This window comes from Thauera sp. 28 (genome assembly GCF_000310145.2).
Classification (GTDB): Bacteria; Pseudomonadota; Gammaproteobacteria; order Burkholderiales; family Rhodocyclaceae; genus Thauera; species Thauera mechernichensis.
In genome coordinates this window covers 1-18,015 of the sequence record NZ_AMXA01000016.1, presented here as the reverse complement: position 1 = coordinate 18,015, position 18,015 = coordinate 1, and the positions used below count along the sequence as shown (strand labels likewise).

At 66.1% G+C, this 18,015-nt stretch carries 23 protein-coding genes; 11 read left to right on the top strand and 12 right to left on the bottom strand.

All coding sequences use genetic code 11. The features are described from left to right. Window positions 1-13 precede the first annotated feature (13 nt). The 5 genes from C662_RS12100 (at window position 14) to C662_RS12080 (ending at window position 4,658) form a co-directional block, all read left to right on the top strand. The gene (locus tag C662_RS12100) at window positions 14-805 is read left to right on the top strand and encodes an ABC transporter ATP-binding protein (RefSeq protein ID WP_002929376.1); all 792 of its coding nucleotides are present in this window, start codon (window positions 14-16) and stop codon (window positions 803-805) included. 43 nt (window positions 806-848) lie between these two features. After that, window positions 849-1,451: a hemerythrin domain-containing protein gene (locus C662_RS12095; RefSeq protein WP_002929375.1), complete on the top strand. Its 603-nt coding sequence runs from the start codon at window positions 849-851 to the stop codon at window positions 1,449-1,451. A 180-nt stretch (window positions 1,452-1,631) separates the two neighbouring features. After that, window positions 1,632-2,957 (top strand): amino-acid N-acetyltransferase, encoded by a 1,326-nt coding sequence (gene argA, locus C662_RS12090; protein ID WP_002929373.1) that lies wholly within the window; start codon window positions 1,632-1,634, stop codon window positions 2,955-2,957. Next, window positions 2,954-4,315 (top strand): GGDEF domain-containing protein, encoded by a 1,362-nt coding sequence (locus C662_RS12085; RefSeq protein ID WP_002929371.1) that lies wholly within the window; start codon window positions 2,954-2,956, stop codon window positions 4,313-4,315. Before argA ends, C662_RS12085 begins: the two co-directional genes overlap by 4 nt. Window positions 4,316-4,385: 70 nt before the next feature. Next, window positions 4,386-4,658 carry an oxidative damage protection protein gene (locus C662_RS12080; RefSeq protein WP_002929370.1) on the top strand — a complete coding sequence of 91 codons (273 nt, stop codon included), beginning with the start codon at window positions 4,386-4,388 and terminating at the stop codon, window positions 4,656-4,658. An 81-nt stretch (window positions 4,659-4,739) separates the two neighbouring features. Here C662_RS12080 and phoU read toward each other — a convergent pair whose 3' ends face one another. The 4 genes from phoU to C662_RS12060 all read right to left on the bottom strand — a co-directional run bounded on the left by phoU (window position 4,740) and on the right by C662_RS12060 (window position 8,459). Beyond that, window positions 4,740-5,435: a phosphate signaling complex protein PhoU gene (gene phoU, locus C662_RS12075; RefSeq protein WP_002929368.1), complete on the bottom strand. Its 696-nt coding sequence runs from the start codon at window positions 5,433-5,435 to the stop codon at window positions 4,740-4,742. 94 nt (window positions 5,436-5,529) lie between these two features. Continuing rightward, entirely contained in the window at window positions 5,530-6,189 is a 660-nt protein-coding gene (gene rpiA, locus C662_RS12070) for a ribose-5-phosphate isomerase RpiA (protein ID WP_002929366.1), read from the bottom strand. 26 nt (window positions 6,190-6,215) lie between these two features. Then, window positions 6,216-7,466, bottom strand: a complete 1,251-nt coding sequence (gene moeA, locus C662_RS12065) for a molybdopterin molybdotransferase MoeA (protein WP_002929364.1) — start codon at window positions 7,464-7,466, stop codon at window positions 6,216-6,218. A gap of 363 nt (window positions 7,467-7,829) precedes the next feature. Further along, complete coding sequence (locus C662_RS12060; protein ID WP_002929361.1) at window positions 7,830-8,459, bottom strand: c-type cytochrome; 630 nt, start codon at window positions 8,457-8,459, stop codon at window positions 7,830-7,832. A gap of 122 nt (window positions 8,460-8,581) precedes the next feature. Between C662_RS12060 and yihA the strand changes: the two genes are divergently transcribed. From yihA to C662_RS12045, 3 genes are all read left to right on the top strand, one after another. Further along, on the top strand, window positions 8,582-9,232 hold the full coding sequence (yihA, locus tag C662_RS12055; RefSeq protein WP_002929358.1) for a ribosome biogenesis GTP-binding protein YihA/YsxC: 651 nt from the start codon (window positions 8,582-8,584) through the stop codon (window positions 9,230-9,232). Window positions 9,233-9,409: 177 nt separating this feature from the next. Continuing rightward, window positions 9,410-10,426 (top strand): porphobilinogen synthase, encoded by a 1,017-nt coding sequence (hemB, locus tag C662_RS12050; protein ID WP_002929357.1) that lies wholly within the window; start codon window positions 9,410-9,412, stop codon window positions 10,424-10,426. Window positions 10,427-10,434: 8 nt separating this feature from the next. Next, the gene (locus tag C662_RS12045; RefSeq protein ID WP_002929354.1) at window positions 10,435-10,941 is read left to right on the top strand and encodes a GNAT family N-acetyltransferase; all 507 of its coding nucleotides are present in this window, start codon (window positions 10,435-10,437) and stop codon (window positions 10,939-10,941) included. Window positions 10,942-10,946: 5 nt separating this feature from the next. Here C662_RS12045 and C662_RS12040 read toward each other — a convergent pair whose 3' ends face one another. Both C662_RS12040 and C662_RS12035 read right to left on the bottom strand, forming a co-directional pair. Then, on the bottom strand, window positions 10,947-11,594 hold the full coding sequence (locus C662_RS12040; RefSeq protein WP_002929347.1) for a pyrimidine 5'-nucleotidase: 648 nt from the start codon (window positions 11,592-11,594) through the stop codon (window positions 10,947-10,949). A 23-nt stretch (window positions 11,595-11,617) separates the two neighbouring features. Further along, on the bottom strand, window positions 11,618-12,538 hold the full coding sequence (locus tag C662_RS12035; protein WP_002929344.1) for a methyltransferase domain-containing protein: 921 nt from the start codon (window positions 12,536-12,538) through the stop codon (window positions 11,618-11,620). Between the two features lie 98 nt (window positions 12,539-12,636). Here C662_RS12035 and C662_RS12030 point away from each other — a divergent pair, with 98 nt between their 5' ends. Further along, window positions 12,637-13,356 carry a ComF family protein gene (locus C662_RS12030; protein WP_002929340.1) on the top strand — a complete coding sequence of 240 codons (720 nt, stop codon included), beginning with the start codon at window positions 12,637-12,639 and terminating at the stop codon, window positions 13,354-13,356. Between the two features lie 60 nt (window positions 13,357-13,416). Next, window positions 13,417-13,887, top strand: coding sequence for a tRNA (cytidine(34)-2'-O)-methyltransferase (locus C662_RS12025; protein ID WP_002929335.1), 471 nt, complete (start codon window positions 13,417-13,419; stop codon window positions 13,885-13,887). 79 nt (window positions 13,888-13,966) lie between these two features. On the opposite strand, the gene C662_RS12020 is transcribed toward C662_RS12025, so the two are convergent. Genes C662_RS12020 through C662_RS11995 form a run of 6 tightly spaced genes read right to left on the bottom strand, consistent with a single transcriptional unit; the run spans window position 13,967 to window position 17,021 of the window. After that, entirely contained in the window at window positions 13,967-14,959 is a 993-nt protein-coding gene (locus C662_RS12020; protein ID WP_002929333.1) for an NAD(P)H-dependent glycerol-3-phosphate dehydrogenase, read from the bottom strand. Further along, window positions 14,956-15,435, bottom strand: coding sequence for an SH3 domain-containing protein (locus tag C662_RS12015; protein WP_002929332.1), 480 nt, complete (start codon window positions 15,433-15,435; stop codon window positions 14,956-14,958). The genes C662_RS12020 and C662_RS12015 overlap by 4 nt, the downstream gene beginning before the upstream one ends. A gap of 10 nt (window positions 15,436-15,445) precedes the next feature. Continuing rightward, the gene (secB, locus tag C662_RS12010; protein WP_002929331.1) at window positions 15,446-15,910 is read right to left on the bottom strand and encodes a protein-export chaperone SecB; all 465 of its coding nucleotides are present in this window, start codon (window positions 15,908-15,910) and stop codon (window positions 15,446-15,448) included. Between the two features lie 56 nt (window positions 15,911-15,966). Next, window positions 15,967-16,242 carry a glutaredoxin 3 gene (gene grxC / locus C662_RS12005; protein ID WP_232433259.1) on the bottom strand — a complete coding sequence of 92 codons (276 nt, stop codon included), beginning with the start codon at window positions 16,240-16,242 and terminating at the stop codon, window positions 15,967-15,969. Next, complete coding sequence (locus C662_RS12000; RefSeq protein ID WP_002929329.1) at window positions 16,239-16,655, bottom strand: rhodanese-like domain-containing protein; 417 nt, start codon at window positions 16,653-16,655, stop codon at window positions 16,239-16,241. Before C662_RS12000 ends, grxC begins: the two co-directional genes overlap by 4 nt. A 36-nt stretch (window positions 16,656-16,691) precedes the next feature. Next, entirely contained in the window at window positions 16,692-17,021 is a 330-nt protein-coding gene (locus tag C662_RS11995) for an ArsR/SmtB family transcription factor (RefSeq protein WP_002929327.1), read from the bottom strand. A gap of 172 nt (window positions 17,022-17,193) precedes the next feature. Here C662_RS11995 and C662_RS11990 point away from each other — a divergent pair. After that, a partial coding sequence (locus tag C662_RS11990; protein ID WP_037984566.1) for a hypothetical protein occupies window positions 17,194-18,015 on the top strand: 822 nt, incomplete at its 3' end.

Sequence of the window (18,015 nt, the reverse complement as noted above, 5' to 3'; positions counted from 1 at the left end):
CGAGGAGAACGCGATGACACAACAAACCCAAGCCAGCGCGCCCTCGAACGCGAGTGCGAAGAACCCCGTGCTCGAGGTCAAGGAGCTGTGTGTGTCCTACGGCAAGGTGGAGGCGCTGACCAACGCCAGCATCACCGTCGGCGAGGGCCAGATCGTCACCGTGATCGGCCCCAACGGGGCGGGCAAGACGACGATGCTGTCCGCGATCATGGGGGTGCTCGGTTCCAGAGGCCAGGTCGCCTTCGACGGCAGCCTGGAGGTGGTACCCGAGGTCGAGCGCATGGTTGCGCGCGGCATGACCCTGGTGCCGGAGAAGCGCGAGCTTTTCGGCGAGATGAGTGTCGAGGACAACCTGGTGCTTGGCGCCTTCCAGCGCTACCGCATGGGCAAGCGCGACCACGCGCAGACGCTCGAGGAGGTCTATGCGCTGTTCCCGCGTCTGAAGGAGCGCCGCGATCAGCACGCCGGCACGATGTCGGGTGGCGAGCGCCAGATGCTGGCGGTGGGCCGCGCGCTGATGGCCAAGCCCAAGCTGCTGATGCTCGACGAGCCGAGCCTCGGGCTTGCGCCGCTGATCGTGCGCGAGATCTTCCGCATCATCAGCGAGCTGCGCCGGCGCGGCGTGTCGATCCTGCTTGTCGAGCAGAACGCGCGCGCCGCGCTGCAGGTGGCCGACTACGCCTATGTGCTCGAGACCGGCCAGATCGCCATGCAGGGCCCGGCGCACGAACTCGCGGATGACCCGCGCGTGATCGAGGCCTATCTCGGCTTTGGTGGCAAGCACCAGGCGATGCTGTCGACCTGAGCTCGCCCGCGAAGCCGGACCCCAAACGTTAAAGGACATTCCCATGGACGCGATGCGCATCCTGATGGACGAACACCAGTCGCTGGCGGCGATCATCCACGCCATCCGCCACATGATCGGCGAGATCGGTGCGGGCCGCCTGCAGCCCGACCACAAGTTGCTCGAGGCGATGGTGCACTACCTCGATGCCTACCCCGAAAGGCGCCACCACCCGAAGGAAGACGAGTTCCTCTTCGGGCCGCTGCGCGCACTCACGCATGATGCCGATGCCGCGCTCGACCGTCTCGAAGCCGAGCACGCTCAAGCCGAGGCGCGCATCGCCGTGCTGGATGCTGCGGTCAAGGGCTACGCGCAGGACCCCACGGGCGGATTCGAGGCTTTCAAGCGTGCTTTCGAGGACTATGCGGCCTTCTACCGCAGCCATATGATCACCGAGGAGCGTGAGGTGCTGCCGCTGATCCGCAAGTACTTCACCGCCGAGGACTGGGACAGGGCCAATGCCGGCTTCATTGCCGATGATCCCTTGAGCGGCGCGCGCGCAGGCGCCAGGGCAGGCGAGGAGGACTTTGCGCAGATCTTCTCCCGGCTGGTCGCTGCCGCACCGGCGCCGATCGGGCTTGGTGCGGGGCCGTACAAGGCCGATTAGCGCGCTGCACCGCCCTTTCGGCGGCGAGGGCCGCGCTGCGGCGGAGGATCCGGGCTAGAATTCCGGCATCAATTCCATTTGGCCGGGCAGCCCGCGCGCACGCCCGGCTTCAGCAGCGGTGAATGTGTGAGCGCCGAAAACAACAACGCCAGCCCCGGATCTACTTCTTCCTCTCCCACCGTGCCGCGGGTCGATGACGCCACGGCTCAGTTCGTCGCCTGGGTGCGCGGCGCGGCGCCTTATATCCACGCCTTTCGCGGCCGTACCTTCGTCGTCGGATTCGGTGGCGAGGTGGCAGCCGGTGAGCGCGCACAAAGCCTCGCCTACGACTGCAACCTTCTCGCGGCGCTCGGCATCCGCCTCGTGCTGGTGCATGGCGCGCGTCCCCAGATCGACGCCGAGCTTGCTCGTCGCGGCCTGGAGTCGCGCTTCCACCACGGTTTGCGCGTCACCGATGCAGAGGCGCTCGAGTGCGTCAAGTCGGCCATGGCGGTGACCCGCTTCGAGGTCGAGGCGCTGCTCTCCCAGGGCTTGCCCAATACCCCGATGGCCGGCAGCTATATGCGCGTGACCGGTGGCAATTTCATCACCGCGCGGCCAGTCGGGGTGATGGAAGGCGTCGATTACCAGTACACCGGCGCCGTGCGCAAGATCATCGCCGACGAGATCAACGCCGACCTCGACCAGCAGAACGTTGTGCTCATCACGCCGCTCGGCGTGTCGCCGGCCGGCGAGATCTTCAATCTGGCCATGGAAGAAGTGGCCGAGGCGGTGGCGGTCGCACTCAAGGCCGAGAAGCTCATTTACCTGTGCGACGCCCCTGGCTTGCTTGACGAAGCAGGCCTGCTCATCGAGTCGGTCACCGCGGACGAGGCCCAGCGCAAGCTCGACACTGGCGAAGGCCTGACCGAGGACCTGCACTTCTTCCTGCCGAGTGCGATTCGTGCAGTGCGCAAGGGTGTTGCTCGCTGCCACCTCATCGATCGCGACCTCGACGGCGGCCTGCTGCTCGAGTTCTTCACCCATGCCGGCGTCGGTACGGTGGTGTCGCGCGACCCGCTGTTCCGCCTGCGTGAGGCCTCGGTGGACGACGTGGCGGCGCTGGTGTCGTTGATATCGCCGATGGAGGCCGACGGCACCCTGGTCAGGCGCGGGCGTGAACTGCTGGAACAAGAGATCGAACGCTTCACCGTGGTCGAACACGATGGTGTTCTGGTCGGCTGCGCAGCGCTTTATCCGTTCAGCGAGGAAAACGCCGCCGAACTCGCCTGCCTGGCGGTCATGCCCGAGTATCGCCGAGCCGGGCTTGGCGACCAGCTGCTGCGGCGCATCGAGCGGCGGGCGCGCCTGCAGCGCCTGGAGCGCCTGTTCGTGCTCACCACGCGCACCGCACACTGGTTCCGCGAGCGCGGCTTCAGCGAGATCGGCCCGGAGGCGCTGCCGCGCCAGAAGCGCGAGCTCTACAACCTTCAGCGGCGCTCGAAGGTGTTCGTCAAGACCTTATGATCTGGGGGCGCAAGCTGGACCGGGACGATGAGCTCGCCAGCCTGCGCGAGCTGGCCGAGGGCGTTCACGGCGTCGAAGCCTTGTTCGACGAGGCGCTGCGTCTGACCTGGATCAGTCCCTCGATTGGCCGGCTCACCGCGCAGGCGCCTGCCGACTGCATTGCGGCCGGGGACTTCTTTGCGTTCCTGCTCCACGAGTCGGATCGCGATTTCTGTCGGCGTATGGCCAGGCAGGTGCTCGACACCGGCTTGCCGCAGGATTTCGAGTTGCGTCTGGTGGCGCGCGATGGGCGGGTGGTGTGGGTCGCCATGCACTGGCGGCGTCGGGCTGGCGGCCTGCGCCTGTCGGCCGAGGATATCCAGGCGCGCAAGGAGGCCGAGTACGCATTGCTCGAGACGGTGGCCGAGTTGCGCCGCGCTCAGGCCCTGCGTGAGCACTACCTGTTGCGCAGCAACGACGAGCGCCAGCGTTTGTCGGCCCTCTTGAATCTGATCCGCTTGGGGATCCTGTTCATCGATCATGACCGTCGCGTGCTTTACCACAACCGCGCCATGCTCGAAATCTGGGCCTATCCGCCCGCTACGGAGCTGGTCGGCAGCAGGGAGGCCGTGCTCAAGCGCCAGGCCGCGCACGTGCTGGCAGATCCTGAAGCGTACTTCGGTCATATCGATGCGGTGGTGGGTGGCCGGGAATCCGCAAGCGAGGAGCACGAGTTCGTATTCGCTGATGGTCGTGTGGTGACCGATCGCTCGGCCGTCGTGCAGGGGGGGGAGCAGGGGCGAGGTATCGGCCGGGTGTGGATCTACGAGGACGTGAGCGAGGCACGCCGGACCTCGCGGCAGTTGGTGGAGCTGGCGGTGCGCGACGAACTGACCGGGCTCTACAATCGCCGCCGTTTCCACGAGGAGCTCGAGCGCTTGCTCGCGGACGCCGAGCGGCGACATTCGGCAGTGGGCCTGCTCGCTTTCGATCTCGATGGCTTCAAGCCCATCAACGACTCATTCGGGCACCAGGCGGGAGACGAGGTGCTCGTTGGACTTGCACGGGCGCTCGGGCGCATCGTGCGCAGGAACGAACTGCTTTTCCGTATCGGTGGCGACGAATTTGCCCTGCTTGTGCCCGATGCGAGCATTGATGAGTTGCTCGAGCTTTCGCACCGTTTGCTCGAGACGGTCGCGGCGTCGCGATTCTGCTTCGAGGGTGATGAAGTGGGTGTTACCGCGAGCGTGGGCATTGCGCGCTTCCCGGCAAATGCCCGACGTGGTGACGCGCTCGTGGCGGCGGCCGACGAGGCGCTCTACCGCTCCAAGAGCGAGGGGCGCAACCGCGCGACGGTGTCGGGACGGATGGGCGCCTAGGGTTTGCGCCGAATCGGCTAGAATCGGGGCTTCGTGTATCAATGAACCCGACAGCAGAGAGGATTGAAAGATGGCTCGCATGGTCAACTGCGTGAAGCTCGGTCGTGAGGCCGAAGGTCTGGACCTTCCGCCGGTTCCGGGCGCGCTCGGCAAGCGCATCTTCGAGAGCGTTTCGAAAGAGGCATGGCAGCAGTGGGTCAAGTACCAGACCATGCTGATCAACGAGAACCGCCTCAACCTGATGGATGCGCGCGCGCGCAAGTACCTCGCCGAACAGATGGAGAAGCACTTCTTCGAAGGTGGCGCGGATCAGGTCTCAGGCTACGTACCGCCCAGCAACTGAACCCGGGCGATCGGCAAGAAAAACGGGGATGCCTGCGCATCCCCGTTTTTCTTTTACCGCGGCTTCGATTCGTGCGGCCGCTCAGTGCTTTCCGCCGAGCACGGCTTGCGTGTTTTCGAAGCGGACGTCTTCGCCGCTCACCATATAGACGACGTGCTCGGCGACGTTCATCGCGTGATCACCGATGCGCTCGATCGACTTGGCGATGAACAGCGTCTCCAGGCTGCTGGTGATGGTGCGCGGATCTTCCATCATGTAGGTGATGAGCTGGCGCATCGTGCCCTTGAACTGGGTGTCGACCTCGGCGTCCTTGAGCTTGATCTCCTGAGCGTGGCTGGCGTCTGCGCGGGCGAAGCCGTCGAGCGCGGTACGCAGCATCTCGAGCACGAGTTGAGCGGACTGGCTCAGGCCCACGCGCGGCGTGAAAGGTACGTCGGCCGAATGCAGGCGGCGGGCTGCCTTCGCGATCTTCTTGGCTTCGTCTCCGATGCGCTCGAGGTCGGCCACGGCCTTGATTGCCGACAGTACGAAGCGCAGGTCGGTGGCGGCAGGTTGGCGCCGGGCGATGAGCCGGCTGCATTCGTCATCGAGCTGGATCTGTGCCAGGTTGACTTCCTTGTCTCCCGCTGTAACCGCATCCAGCAGGGCCAGGTCGCCACTTGCCAGGCCTTCCAGCGCGCGTGCGACCTGGGTTTCGACCAGACCGCCCATCTGCAGTACGCCGCGGCGGATTTCTTCGAGTTCGACGTCGAACTGCTTGAGAGTGTGTTGAGTCATTGTTGCCATGGTCCAGTCGGAAGAAATGGAAGGCTAGCAGGCATTTGTTAAGCTTTTGTTTCATCCTGCTCTTGCCGTCCTGATTTGCTCCGCCCTATCGAACGTAGCGCTCGACGCCGCCGGCGGTTGCCAGCAGCAGGATGTCGGCGCCGCGCTCGGCGAACAGGCCGTTGGTGACGACGCCGACGATCTGGTTGATGCGCGCTTCCATCTCGATCGGGGCATCGATCGACAGGCCGTGGACGTCGAGGATCAGGTTGCCGTTATCGGTCACGAAGCCCTCGCGCATGCGGGGTTCGCCGCCCAGGCGCCGCAGCGCACGGGCGACATGGCTGCTCGCCATCGGGATCACCTCGACCGGTAGCGGGAAGCGGCCAAGCACGTCGACGCGCTTGCTGGCGTCGCAGATGCACACGAAGCGCTCGGCAACCGCGGCGACGATCTTCTCGCGCGTCAGGGCGCCGCCGCCGCCCTTGATCATGGCGAAGCCTGCGTCGATCTCGTCGGCGCCATCGACGTATACAGGGAGGGTGTCGATGCTGTTCAGATCGAACACGTCGATGCCGTGCGCGCGCAGGCGGGCCGAACTCGCCTCGGAGCTCGATACGGCGCCGCGGATGCGTTCACGCATGCCGGCCAGGGCGTCGATGAAGTGGTTGACCGTCGAGCCGGTGCCGACGCCGACGATGGTGCCCTCGGTGATGTAGTCCAGCGCGGCATGGGCGGCGGCTTTCTTGAGTTCGTCCTGGGTCATGGCTTGGAGTCCGGGAGGATGGCTGCTCAGAGCAGGCCGTGGAAGGGTTGAACGTAAACGGTGTCGCCCGGTTGCACCGACAGGCAGTCTTCGGGAAGGACGACGAAGCAGTCGGCCTCCGACATCGAGCTGAGCACGCCCGAGCCCTGAGCGCCGGCGAGGGCGACCGAGCATGCTGCGCCGTCGCGCTGCAGGCGTCCGCGCAGGTACTCGGTACGTCCTGGCTGCTTGCGCAGGGTGAAGGCCGCCTGGACGGCAAAGCGCTGGGCGGGTGGCAGTGGGGTGACGCCCATGAGCTTGAGCAACGCGTCCTGGACGAACTGAAAGTAGGTGACCATGACGGCGACCGGGTTGCCCGGGAGTCCGAACAGCACTGCATTGCGGATGCGGCCGAAGGCCATCGGCCGTCCAGGCTTGATCGCCAGTTTCCAGAACGCGACCTCGCCCATGCGCGCCATCATCTCGCGGATGAAGTCCGCCTCTCCCACCGAGACGCCGCCGCTGGTGATGATCACGTCGGCCGCTTCCGACGCGTCGCGAAAGGCCGCCTCCAGCGCATCGGGCCGGTCGGGGATGACCCCCATGTCAATCAAGTCGCAGCCCAGCCGGGACAGTGCGCCGAAGAGGGTGTAGCGGTTGCTGTCATAGACCTCGCCAGGGCAGAGCGGCCGGCCGATCGAGGCGATCTCGTCGCCGGTGGAGAAAAATGCCACGCGCAGTGGCCGGTATACATCCACTTCGGCAATGCCCAGGGAGGCGATCAGGCCGAGTTCCGCCGGGCCGCAGCGCCGGCCCGCGGCAAGGGCGACCCCGCCTTCGGCGAGATCCTCGCCTGCGCGGCGAAGGTTCTGGCCCTTCTTCTGGCCTGCAGGCACGAAGACCCGGTCGTCGCTGCGGCGCACGACCTCCTGCACGACGATGGTGTCCGCGCCTTGCGGGATCGAAGCGCCCGTCATGATGCGCACTGCCTGGCCCGCGCCGACGATGCCCGAGAACGGCCGTCCGGCGTAGGCCGTGCCGACCACGGCGAGCGCGGTGTCGGTGCCCGCATCGAGATCTGCAGCACGGATCGCGTACCCGTCCATCGCCGAGTTGTCATGCGAAGGGACGTTGTAAGGGGCGATGACGTCGGTACGCAGTACGCGGCCAAGCGCCGCTCGCACGGCCACTTTTTCCCAGCCGCACAGCGGAGAGAGTGAGTCCAGTATGGCTGCGCGTGCCGTATCGACCGACAGAAAGCTGCGTGCGGGATCGGTGCTTGTGCTGGAGGAATTCATGGCTGTCGTGGTCCTGAGTGAGGGCCGGCCTTCGGCGTCATGGGTCTGGCGTGCGGCAGGTCGCCAGCGTGATCGTGGGCGGGGCGCCACCGTCGCCTCTGCATGCGGACTTGAAAGCGGGGCGGTACGGCGATCTCAGGCGGCGCAATCCGGGCGCGGAGGCTCACCGGAGCGGCGCAGCACACGCGCGGGGCCAGCAGCGCAGGGCTCGCCTGGGACGGCTGGAGCGGACCGAGGAATCGGCGCCGAGGGGCTGGAAACCAGCCGGAAGGGAGGGCTGCGGCGCTCAAGGAGGGCAGGGCTGCGGCCCGCCGCGGCAACCAGGGCGGGTGGGCCGCCCCCGTTGCCGCGGACTGCAGTTGCTTAGCGCAGGCCGGCAGCGTAGTCCGAAACGGCCTTGATTTCCGCATCGGTCATCTTGAGCGCAATCATGCGCATCATGCTGTTCGGGTCGTTGTGGCGAACGCCGTCGCGGAAGGACTTCATCTGCGCTTCGGTGTACTCGGCGAACTGCCCGGACAGGCGCGGGTACTGTGCAGGCATGCCGGCGCCGGCGGGGCCGTGACAGGCTGCGCACGCAGGCACGCCCTTGTCGGCGATACCGGCACGCCAGATGGCACGGCCGCGCTCGATGGTGTCGAGGTTCTTGGCCGGCTCGGGCTGCAGCTCGAAGGAGGCGTAGTAGCGTGCCAGCGCCCGCATGTCGTCTTCCTCGAGGCCGGCGACCATGGCCGACATGACTGCGTTTTCACGCGCCGGGGTGTTGCCGTTCCAGCCCTTGAATTCGCGCAGTTGCTTGAAGAGGTAGTCTTCATGCTGCCCGGCGATCTTCGGGTTGGCCGAGAGCTGGCTGTTGCCATCGGCGCCGTGACAGGCCGCGCAGAGCGTCTCGGCGGTCTGTTTCGCCTTGGCGAGGTCCGGAGCCTGGTCCTGAGCCTGGAGGCTGCCGGCGACCAGCAACAACGACGAGAGCAGCAGGGAACGCTTGATCATGATGTCCTCGGAAAGCCGTGAGTGATTATTTCAAACGCGGTATTCTATAACACGAAACCCCGCTTGCGCGATGCGAAGTGGGGTTTATCCCGCAGCCAACCGGCTTTTCCGGCCGATTCTTCATGCCAATTTTCCGCAACGCACAATTCGAGATCTCGATCGCCAAGCCATCCGGCCTGCCTCCGCCCTCCGGGCCGGAGGTTGCCTTCGCGGGGCGTTCCAATGCCGGCAAGTCGAGCGCGATCAATACGCTCGCCGGACACGTCCGCCTGGCTTACGTGTCGAAGACGCCTGGGCGTACCCAGCTCATCAACTTCTTTCGTCTGAACAATGGCGCGCTGCTCGTCGACCTGCCGGGCTACGGTTACGCGGCCGTCCCGGAGAAGGTCAGGCGTGACTGGCAAGGCCTGATCGAGACCTACCTGAAGAAGCGCGAGAGCCTCATCGGCCTGGTGCTCATCATGGACTCGCGCCACCCGCTCACGCCGCTCGATCGCCAGATGATCAACTGGTTCGCTGGCACCGGGCGACCGATGCATGTCCTGCTGACCAAGAGCGACAAGCTGTCGCGTGGCGCGGCTGCGGCGACCTTGCAGGATGTGCGAGCGCAGCTGCGTCCGCTCGGTCCGCTCGTTACCGTGCAACTCTTTTCGAGCTTGAAGAAGAGCGGCGTGGAGGAGGCGGAGAGGGTGATCGGTGGCTGGCTCAACGGGGACGCTGCGCCCCCCGATGAAGCTGGAGAGGAAACAAAAGCCCCCGACCAGGGGACTTAGTCGGGGGCCAAAAATGCCTCACGGGGCGTGAGGCACCCGCTCAGGGAGGTGAAGCGGGAGATGGCCGGCAAGCGGCCGGGCGCCATCTGCTTGCTAAGATGCATGACTTCCGCCGGAAGTTCCGCGGCCACTGCCCGGGCAGCCTTTGAGAATTTGCGAGAACAGCGAGAACACACTATGCGACCGACTGGAGCATTCCCCTCGATCCGCATGCGCCGCATGCGTCGTGACGATTTTTCGCGGCGATTGATGCGCGAGCATGTGCTGACTGCGGACGACCTCATCTACCCGGTTTTCGTCCTCGATGGCAGCGCGCGCAGCGAGGCCGTGCCGTCCATGCCTGGCGTGGAGCGGGTGTCGATCGACCGCCTGCTGAAGGTGGCCGAGGAGGCGGTGGCGCTGGGTGTGCCGGCGTTGGCGCTGTTTCCAGTCATCGATGCCGCAGGCAAGACCGAGGGGGCTGAGGAGGCGTGGAATCCCGATGGTCTTGTGCCGCGCACCGTCCAGGCCCTCAAGGCGCGTTTTCCCGAGCTTGGTGTGATCACCGATGTCGCGCTCGATCCCTACACCAGCCACGGCCAGGATGGTCTGATCGATCCTGCAGACCCGCGCGGCTATGTCATGAACGACGAGACGCTCGAGGCGCTGGCGAAGCAGGCGCTGTGCCATGCACAGGCGGGCGCGGACGTGGTGGCACCCTCCGACATGATGGATGGGCGGGTCGGGCGCATCCGTGCCGAGCTCGATGCGGGCGGGCACATCCACACGCGCATCCTCGCCTACTCGGCCAAGTATGCCTCGAGCTTCTACGGCCCTTTCCGTGATGCCGTCGGTTCCGCGGGCAATCTGGGCAAGGGCAACAAGTACACCTACCAGATGGATCCGGCCAACAGCGACGAGGCGATCCGTGAGGTTGCGCTCGACATCGCAGAGGGGGCGGACATGTTCATGGTGAAGCCGGGCATGCCCTATCTCGATATCGTGCGGCGGGTCAAGCAGGAGCTCGAGGTGCCGACCTACGTTTATCAGGTCAGCGGCGAGTATGCGATGCTCAAGGCGGCTGCGGCCAATGGCTGGCTCGACGAGAAGGCGTGCGCGCTCGAGGCGCTGCTTGCCTTCAAGCGCGCGGGCGCGGATGGCATCCTCACTTACTACGCGCTCGACGCCGCGCGCTGGATGAAAGCCGGCGCGTGAGTGGGTGGATGGAGATGGAGGAGGTCGCAAACGGCGTGACGCTGCGACCGATGCGGCAGGCTGACCTTGGCGCGGTGCTGGCAATTCAGCGCCTCGCCTACGGCGACGATTACCAGGAGGACGCCGAGGTGTTCGCCCGCAAGCTCGCACTCGCGCCCGCTGCGTGCTGGTTTGCCGAGCATGGGGATAAGGCACTCGGCTATGTCTTTGCTCACCCCTGGTCGTCGGGTGTTCCTCGCCTGCATTCGCCGATCGAGCGCCTGCCGGACGTCCTCGAGCAGGGCTTCCTGCACGATCTCGCGGTGTCGCCCGCAGCGCGCGGGCTGGGCCTTGGACGGGCCTTGTTCGGCAAGGTGCAGGCCTGGTCTCGGGCGAGCAATCTGCAGGCTCTCGGCTTGGTCGCGCTCGCCGATGCGATCGATTTCTGGCGCGGGCTTGGTTTTGCTGCCGATGGCGCTGAGTTGCCGTGTGGGTACGGTGCAGGGGCGCTCTACATGCGTCGCTCCGCGGTCTGATCGCCTCAGGCAAGCAGGGCGCCGAGGCGTCGGCGCAGGTCTAGGATCGAGGCCAGCTTCAGATCCACATATCCCGGCGTGCGCAGATCTCGGCCAACCAGCACCGTGCGCATGCCCAGGCGCTTGGCCGTGCGCAGATTCACCGCCGAGTCTTCGAGCATGATGCAGTGCGCCGGGTTGAGACGGTGCGAACTCAGCAGGCTGCGATAGGCGCGAATGCCGGGTTTGGGGTGGAAGTCCAGGTCCTCGATGCCGATCACTGTCTCGAACAGATCGGACACGCCCATGATGTTGAGGACAGCGTTGGCATAATGGCGGGGTGCGTTGGAGAACACGAAGCGCCGACCGGGCAGTTTGCGCAGCATGCCGCGCAGGGCGCGATCGAATACCATCATTTCGTGCAGGCGGTCGAAGCGGTGAGTTTCGTGCAGGAAATGGTGTGGATCGGTGCCGTGGTGGCGCATCAGGCCGAGCAGCGTGGCGCCGTAGCGGTGCCAGTAGTGTGTGCGCAAGGCGTTGGCCTCGCCGCGGGCCAGCCCGAGGTGCTGCTCGAGATAGTCCGTCATGCTGCGGTTGATGTGCGGGAAGATGTGCGGGCTGGCGTTGTGCAGGGTGTTGTCGAGGTCGAATAGCCAGATCGGGGTGCGGGGCATCTTGTTCGGCTTCCGTGTCGGGGTCAGCGTCCGCCGTGGCGAGGCTGGAACCGCACGATGCTGCGGCCATCGTCGGTGGCCTTCGCTGCCGTTTTCCAGGCATGGCCCTGGATGATCTCGAAGGTTGCGGGCAGTCGGCCGTCCTTGCGCAGGCGCTCGTATGCGGCGCGCGCGGCTTGCCAGCCGCTGCGCCCGGACAGGCCGCGCGGGCGGTTCGTCGCCGCGTTGCGTGCGCCGCAGGCACGCAGGTCGGCGAACAGGGTGTCGAGATCGGTGTAGGTGAGGGTCAGCACTTCCATGTCCATCACCGGGTCGGAGAAACCGGCTTGCACAAGGGCGTCGCCGAGGTCGTGCATGTCGATGAAGCGGTGCACGCGTTCGCCGTGAGTGGTCGGCAGGGTCGCACGCAGTTCGCGCAGCGTGTCGGGACCGAGGGTGGAGAACATCAGCAGTCCGCCCACCTCGAGGCTGCGGTGGGCCTCCTTGAATACCGGCAAAGGGTCGGTCAGCGCGGGCAGCATGAGGTTGGACCAGATCAGGCCCAGGCTCGCTCGCGCCAGCGGCAGCGCTGCAGCGTCGGCCACCAGGTGCGGCAGTGGGGTTGCGGGATGCCTGCCGAAGAGGCGGTCGAGCAGGCCGCGACCACCCGTGTTCGCGCGCGCGCGCGCGCCGGCCCGGGCCAGCATGGCGGGGGAAAAGTCGGCGGCCAGTACACTTGCCTCGGGGAAGCGTGCGCTGAGGCGGGCGAGGTCTGCGCCGGTGCCGCAGCCGAGGTCGAGGATGCGCCGCGGCGCGATGCGTATGTAGTCGAGACGCTCGTCCATTCGCCGTGAGACTTCGCGGGCAAGGACGTCGGCGCCGTCGACCGTGCCCGCTGCACGCTCGCAGCGGCGGCGCAGTAGTGCGCGGTCGAGCGCGAACACCGGGGCGGTATCGGTGCTCATCGCTGCGGGTTGCGGTCTGGCGGCTTCGACACCGTTGTCATGAGCGGCATTCCGGGCTGTAATTGCGAGGTGCGCATGTTCTTTCATCGGAAGAAAACTTGTCAAACTCCGCGCTTGATCTGCTCGCCCTGTGGCAACGCGTCGCCGACGTCCTTGCGCCGCAGGATTGCTTCGTCTGTGGAGCGAATGCGGGTGGCCAGGCGGTGTGCGAGCACTGCGTTGCAGAGTTGCCGCGGCGTCCGGCAACGGCGTGTCCGCGTTGCGCCTTGCCGGGCCTGGCGGGTGCCGAGTGCGCAGCCTGTCAGCGTACGCCTCCCGCGTTCGATGCGACACGGGCCCTGTACGATTTCGCATTCCCTGTCGATGCGATGGTGCATGCGCTCAAGTATCGGCATCAACTCGCGCTGGCATCGTTCTTTGCCGATGCGCTCATCGCGCTTGCGCGCGACTTCGGCGGCGATGCGGACCTGGTATTGCCGATGCCATTGCATCCGCTGCGCCTGGCCGAGCGTGGGTTCAACCAGGCAGTCGAGATCGCACGCCCCTATGCGAGGGCAAGGGGCTTGCCGCTCGCGCTCGCCCTTGTCGCCAAGGTGCGCAACGCCGAGCCGCAGGCCGGCCTGGACCGCGCGGCACGCTTGCGCAATCCGCGCGGCGCTTTCGGCTGCGACACCGCACTCAATGGCAAGCGGGTCATCGTGGTGGATGACGTGATGACTACGGGCGCTACCCTCGACGAACTTGCACGCTGTCTCAAGTTGTGCGGTGCTGCCTGGGTCGGCAACCTGGTGGTCGCGCGTACCCCCGCCCCTTACTGAACAGGCCGTGCTGCGGTACAGTGCGCGCCCGATATCCTCTCCGTTTTCGCGTTCGCCCCGATGTTCGAGATCGTCCTCTACCAGCCCGAGATTCCGCCCAATACCGGCAATGTGATCCGCCTCGCGGCCAACAGCGGCTGCCGCCTGCATCTGGTCGAACCGCTCGGTTTCGACCTTACGGACAAGCAGTTGGTCCGGGCCGGGCTCGACTACCACGACCTCACCTGCGTGAGCGTACACCACGATTGGGCGCATTGCCTGGAGGCGCTTGCTGGTCGCCGGATGTTCGCCCTTACTACGCGCGGAACGCTACGTCATGACAAGGTGGCTTGGCTGCCCGGCGATGTTCTCGTCTTCGGTCCCGAAAGCAGGGGCTTGCCCGACGCCGTTCTGGATACGTTCGCGCCGGAGCACCGCATTCGCATCCCGATGCGCCCGACCAATCGCAGCGTGAATCTTTCGAACTCGGTCGCGATCGTGACCTATGAGGCCTGGCGCCAGCACGATTTTGCCGGGGCGCTTGCGGTTTAGCGCCCAAAGGCTGCGGATCGACGTCGCATGCTACGGCGCCGAGCCGATGCGGCCCGTAGCACTGCGCGGTCCATGCGGGTTACTCGTCGCGGGGGTCGCGGGCGAGCAGCAGCTCAACCGCCTTGCGAGCATTGAGGCCGTGGTGGAGCAGGGCGTCGATCGCCTCGCAGATCGGCATCTCGATGGCGTGGCGATGGGCGAGCCCCACCACTTCGCGCGCCGTCGATACCCCTTCGGCAACATGACCAAGTTCGCGCAGGATGTCGTCCAGCGTCTTTCCGGCAGCCAGGGCGAGGCCGACACGCCGGTTGCGTGAAAGGTCGCCGGTGCAGGTCAGGATCAGGTCGCCCATGCCGGCAAGGCCCATCAGCGTTTCCGCGCGACCGCCCAGCGCCTGGGCGAGGCGGGCGATTTCGGCCAGTCCGCGCGTAATGAGCGCGGCACGGGCATTGAGGCCGAAGCCCATGCCGTCGGAGACCCCCGCAGCAATTGCCATCACATTCTTGACCGCGCCGCCGATTTCGCAGCCGACGAGGTCGGTGTTGGCGTACAGGCGCAGGCGCGGTTGATGCAGCGCCCCGATCCAGTGGCGGGCAAAAGCGGGGTCGCGGGCCGCCAGGGTGATGGCGGCAGGCAGTCCGCGTGCGACCTCTGCGGCGAAGCTCGGGCCAGTCAGAACCCCGCACGGCGCATCCGTACCGAGCTCTTCGGCCACGATCTCGTGCGGGAGCAAGCCGGTACCCGCCTCGAAGCCTTTGCAGGCCCATAGCAGCGGCGTCGCTGGCTGCAGGCGGTGGAGCTGGCGTGCGGTGTCACGCAGCCCGGACAGCGGGGTCACGACGAGATGAAGGTCGGCGCGGTGTGCCGCCGTTTCAAAATCGGGTTCGATGACCAAGGCGTCGTGTAGCCGAACGCCCGCCAGGTATCGCAGGTTTTCGCGGCGATCCGCCATCTCGCCGAGATGTACGCGGTCGCGGCCCCACAGGCAGACGTCGTGGCTGGCGCTGAAAGCCTGGGCGAGCGCGGTGCCCCAGGCGCCCGCGCCGAAGACGGCAATGCGGCAGCGCTTCACAGGCCCCACACCTCACTCACGCGCACGTAGCCCTCGACGCCGTCGCGATGGCGCACGCGCGCCCAGCCCACCGCTGCCGGCTCGACGAGATCGAGCACGACGTTTCGCGTGGCTTCGAAGCTCACGGCTGCATCCTCGCGAGCTTCCCGGCGGATGCTTGCGCGTTCCACGGACACCATCACGGTGCGTCGCGGCACGAGCACATGGCCTTCAATCCAGCTCAGGCTGCCTTCAGGGTCGCGCACCCGTACCCAACCGTCCTGAGTGACGATGATCTCGAGCGGTGTGCCTGCACGCAGCACGAACAGCTGTCGCCCTTGTGGCGAGGGTGCGTCGCGAACGACTGCCTCCTCGCCGAGCGAGCGGAACTCGATCGCCTGGGCGCTCGCCACGGCCGGGGCCGCGCTCGCGGCAAGCACCGACAGGAACCGTAGCCCGGTCTGCCAGTGTGCGGTCCTGCGATGCCCGGCGTTCATGAGCGTGGTCTCACTGAATGGGGACTTCGGCAGGCGCGCCCTGGCTGGCCTGCTGGCGCTGCGCCTGATAGAGCGCCTCGAAGTTGACCGGCGACAGCAGCACGGGCTGGAAGCCGGCGCGGGTGACGGCGTCGGAAACCGCTTCGCGGGCATACGGGAAGAGAATGTTCGGGCAGCCGATCATCATCACCGGCTCGAGATCGGCTTCGGGCAGATTGCGGATCTGGAAGATGCCGCACTGGGCTACTTCGACGAGGAACAGGGTGCGGTCCTCGCCGATCTTCGCGCTTACGGTGACGGTCAGCGCAACCTCATAGACGCCCTCGTCGACCGCCTGCCCGGAAGTGCGCAGCTGAACGTTGATCTGCGGGCTCTCGCGTTCGAGGAAGATCTGCGGTGCGCCGGGAACCTCGAGCGAGAGGTCCTTTACGTACAGCTTTTCGATGGAGAAGACGGGTTGGGTATTTTCCGACATGGATGAGAGTCCGTTCAGGGTTCGTTCAGTAAAGGGCGGTTGCGCTGGTCCGTGCTTCAGGCAGGCTCGCCACGCAGCAATGCATCGAGCTTGCCTGCGCGGTCGAGTGCGTGGAGGTCGTCGCAGCCACCGACATGGTAGTCGCCAATGAAGATCTGTGGAACCGTTCGCCGCCCGCTTGCCTTCATCATTTCTTCGCGGCGTGCAGGGTCGAGGTCCACGCGGATCTTGTCGACCTCGCCGACGCCCTTGTGCAGAAGAAGCTGCTCTGCCCGGATGCAGTAGGGGCAGGTGGCGGTCGCATACATGCGGACGCGGGGCTGAGTGCTCATTTGCGCTTCTTGCTGACCGGCTGGCCGGCCTTCTGCCATTCCATCATGCCGCCGCGCAGGTTGTAGAGCTTTTCGAAGCCCGCCTGGCGGAGTTGCTTGATCGCTGTGCTGGAGCGGCTGCCGGTGGCGCAGCACAGGATCACAGGATGGCTCTTGTACTTGTCCATCTCCTTGCTGCGGCGCTCGAGCTCGCCGAGCGGGATGTGGCGCGCGTTGGGAATATGGCCCTGGGCATATTCGCCTTGTTCGCGCACATCGATGATCACCGCGTCTTCACGGTTCACAAGGAGCGTCGCCTCGATCGGCGAGAGTTGGCTCTTGTCGCCGCGGTTGCGGATCATGTCGACCATGAGCCAGGTGCCCGAGAGGGCTGCGAGGGCGGCCCAGTACCAGTTCTGCTGCAGAAAATCCACGAAAGGGGGTGCTCCGTCTGTTGGGTTCGGTTGGGGTCAGCTCTTGCCGGGTTCGACGCCGCAGAAGACCTCGCGCATCAGGACGATCAGCTGCAGGGTGCGTTGGTCGCCTACCCGGTAGTAGACCCGGTTGGCGTCCTTGCGCGTCTGCAGCACGCCCTTGTCGCGGAGGATGGCAAGATGCTGGGAGATGTTGCTCTGCGAGGTGCCGACCGCATCGACGATGTCCTGGACGCACTCCTCGCCTTCGCCGAGTACGCACAGGATCTTGAGGCGCAGCGGATGGGCGATCGCCTTCAGGGCGCGAGCAGCGGTTTCGATGTGCTCGTGCTTGTCGATGAGGGCGAATATGTCGTCATTGTTCACGATGAAGTCGGCTCATTGGAAAGCGCTAGTATAAAATAACGTGTTGCCCTGATGCAGGGGTGGCCGCTGTTGGCGACGATTATTGCAGGTGGACGAAGGCGCATTCTGATGTACGTGCATTGCTTCCCGTATCCGGGGAAACCGAACTCTCGTGCCGGGCGTCGAAGCGAACATGCGTGATCGCTCCAGGGCAATGCTGGCGGGACTGGCGCTGGCCTGTATCGGCGCCGTGCTCTCGTCGCCCGCGGCAGCACAGGCTCAGTCGGGGGGCGAGATCGTGGAGCGCCGCTCCGATCTCGAAGACCTCAAGAAGCGTATCCAGGATCTTCAGCAGGACATCGCCCGTACCGAGCAGGTGCGCTCCGGCGCTGCCGAGGCGGTGGTCGAGGCCGAACGCGGCGTGTCGCGCGTCCGCCGGGAGCTTGCCCGCATCGAGGGCGAGCGCCGTGAGGTGGAGAAGATGCTCCGCCTGCTCGAGGTGGAACAGCGTGCCACGGAGCAGCGTATCGAGGCTCGGCGTGGCGAACTCGCGGAGTGGTTGAGGCGTCACTACGTGCATGGCGGTGCCGATGGCGTGGCGCCGCTGCTGTCCGCGCGGGATCCGAACCAGCTTGCGCGTGACGCGCACTATCTCGAACACCTGGGGCGCGCGCGCCTGGGGCTGATCGATGGCCTGCGCACAGACTTGCGCGAGACGGCGGCGCGTGCCGCCGAGATCCAGTCGCGCCGTGACGGCCTGGTGGCGCTCGAGGTTACGCAGCGCAGTCGGCAGGCTGAGCTCGAAGCCGTGCAGGCACGGCGCAAACAGGCGTTGGCGGAGGTTTCGCGCCAGTTGCAGGACCAGAAGAAGCAGGTCAGCACGCTGCAGCAGGACGAGCAGCGCCTGGCCAAGGTCATCGATACCCTGGTGCGCAGGGCGCGCGAGGCGGCAGCGCGCGAGGCTGCGCGTCGGCTCGCCGAGCAGCGCGAAGCCGAGCGTCGCGCTGCGCAGGCC